The 2,769-nt window shown below is 43.8% G+C and carries 1 protein-coding gene; it reads right to left on the bottom strand.

The window, feature by feature from the left end:
- Nucleotides 1–2,597, bottom strand: a 2,597-nt coding sequence (gene pepN, locus B4K20_RS10885; protein WP_414683378.1) for an aminopeptidase N, incomplete at its 3' end; no start/stop codon positions are given.
- Nucleotides 2,598–2,769 lie beyond the last annotated feature (172 nt).

The following is a 2,769-nucleotide window of genomic DNA, read 5'->3' as shown; positions in this document are numbered from 1 at the left end:
GCAATATGTTCCAGCGATGCTTTCATGAGTTGTTGTCGTTCAGCATCATAACGACGCCATGAGTTAAGTGCTCCTAACATTCTTGCTGCGACCTGTGGATTGAGCTTATCAAGTTTCAGTATTTGCTCTGCCAGGAAACGATAACCCGAACCATCTTTAGCATGAAAATGTATGGGGTTATTACGGCAAAACTGACCAATTAAAGCACGCACATTATTAGGATTTTTGATACTGAAAGCTTCATGTGTCATCAAGGCCTTAACGCGCAGCAAGGTATCAGGAAGCTTAGATACCGCCTGCACTGATAACCATTTATCAACGACTTGACGATCATGTTTCCATTGCTCATAGAACGCACGTAATGCATGTTCACGTTCTGGCCCGGCTTGATCGACCATCAAACGTAAACCGGCTAATAACTCGGTCATATTGTCAGTCACTTTCATCTGACGCAGACAGCGCTGAATCTGAAGGGGATCATGACTTGCCACCAGATAGGACAAACACAAGTTTTTCAAACTACGTGCCGCCATATCATCGGCATTGAACTGATATTTTTTGGTCTGACTCAGGCTTTCATACCGCTCGTTAAATAAGCGTTTCAAAGAAATCGCTATCTGCTGTTTTGCAAATTCACGAGCCTGATGAATCGCATCGACATCAGCAACTTGCATCTGGGCAGCCAGGTAGTTTTCACTTGGTAATGTCAGCATTTTTGCGATAAGCGCTGGATCAAGTTGCTTATCCTGCAAAATAGCTTCCAGTTGTGACAGCAACAATGGTGACATAGCGAGTTTATTTTGCTTCTGAATGTCATCAACAATGTCTAGCAACACATTAATCATCAGTTGCTGGCCAGCATCCCAACGATTAAAACTGTCAGTGTCATGGGCCATTAAAAAGGCCAGTTGGGTATTACTAAGATCATATTTCAGTTTCACCGGTGCTGAAAACCCACGTAAAACTGAAGCAACAGGCTCTTCGCTCACATGAATAAACTCAAACTGTTGCTGAGAATCGGTCAAAGATAAAACACGCGTGTCATCGTCATAGACAGTGCTCTCTCCCTGCAATTGCATAGGCATATTTTTCCCTTGACTATCTAATAAACCGATAGCAACAGGAATATGAAAATCTGCCTTGTTATCCTGACCAGGCGTAGCAGGACAAAATTGACTGAGAGTCAGTGTAAAACGTTGATTGATGGGATCATAGTGCGTTTTAACAGAAAGCTCGGGAGTGCCAGCCTGCTCATACCAACGTTTGAACTGACTCAAATCAACGTTATTGGTATCCTCAATCGCTTTAACGAAATCATCCGTGGTAACAGCCTGCCCATCATGTCTGTCAAAATAGAGATCCGTGCCTTTTCTAAAGCCTTCCTCGCCAACCAACGTCTTGATCATGCGCACGACTTCTGCACCTTTCTCGTATATGGTGACTGTGTAGAAATTACTGATCTCAATATACGAGTCTGGTCGCACAGGATGCGCCATCGGGCCAGCATCTTCTGCAAATTGCATACTGCGTAAACCATTTACATCATCAATACGTTGAACAGCGGCTGAATTGAGATCAGCACTAAAGCTCTGATCACGCATGACGGTGAAGCCCTCTTTTAGGCTGAGCTGGAACCAATCCCGACAAGTCACACGGTTGCCAGACCAGTTATGGAAGTATTCATGAGCGACGATACTTTGAATCGTATAAAAATCATCATCTGTGGCTGTTTCAGGCGTGGCCAGAACACAGGCGGCATTGAAAATATTTAACCCTTTATTTTCCATTGCCCCCATATTGAAGTCATTTACGGCAACAATCATAAAGACATCCAGATCGTATTCACGACCATAGACTTCTTCGTCCCACTTCATAGACTGTTTTAAGGACACCAGAGCATGATCACATTTATGTTTGTTTTCAGGATCCACATAAATACGAAGGCTGACTTCACGTCCACTCATGGTGGTGAACTGATCCTGCTGGCAATATAAATCACCCGCCACTAAGGCAAATAAATAGCTGGGTTTTGGGTGTGGATCATGCCAGCGTACCCAATGACGGCCATCATTGAACTGGCCTTGTTCTTCCAGGTTGCCGTTTGAGAGCATGACCGGCCATGCTTTCGCATCAGCCACAATCGTTACAGTGAAGATAGACATCACATCAGGACGATCAGGGTAATAGGTGATACGTCTAAACCCTTGTGCTTCGCATTGCGTACATAAAAGTCGGCCTGAATGATAAAGCCCTTCCAGAGCAGTATTCTGATCGGGATGAATCTCCGTAATGACTTCAAGTTCGAACTTGTCTGGCACTTCGGAAATAACTAGAGACTTATCACTAAGCTGATAATCCGTCTCTTCGAGTTCTTTTCCATTTAATTTGATGCTGACTAAGTCCAGTGACTCACCATCTAATACACATTCTCCTCCAGATGATTCGGGATTTAACCGCATTTTTAATGTACTGATAACACGTGTTTTTGATTTATCCAGATCAAAATGAAGCAAGGCTTCATCCACCAGGTAACGAGGCACCTGATAGTTAGCCAGTAAAGTCATTTTGGGTGATTGTTCTGTGCTCGCAAGATCCATCATATTTCTCTATTTAAAGTCATCCAGTGTCAATACAGACCAGACTTCATACGCAGGGGTTTCATAAGGGTGTGAAGAAAGTAACGCGTTTAAGACAGGCTTTATTTGTTGGGTGGGACAAACCGTTTCTACCCGGTACTCAGCTACATATTCCACCTGGCCCTGCTGCCCA

Source organism: Methylophaga sp. UBA5088 (assembly GCF_002414625.1).
GTDB lineage: Bacteria > Pseudomonadota > Gammaproteobacteria > Nitrosococcales > Methylophagaceae > Methylophaga > Methylophaga marina.
This window is presented reverse-complemented; position numbering and strand designations above follow the sequence as displayed.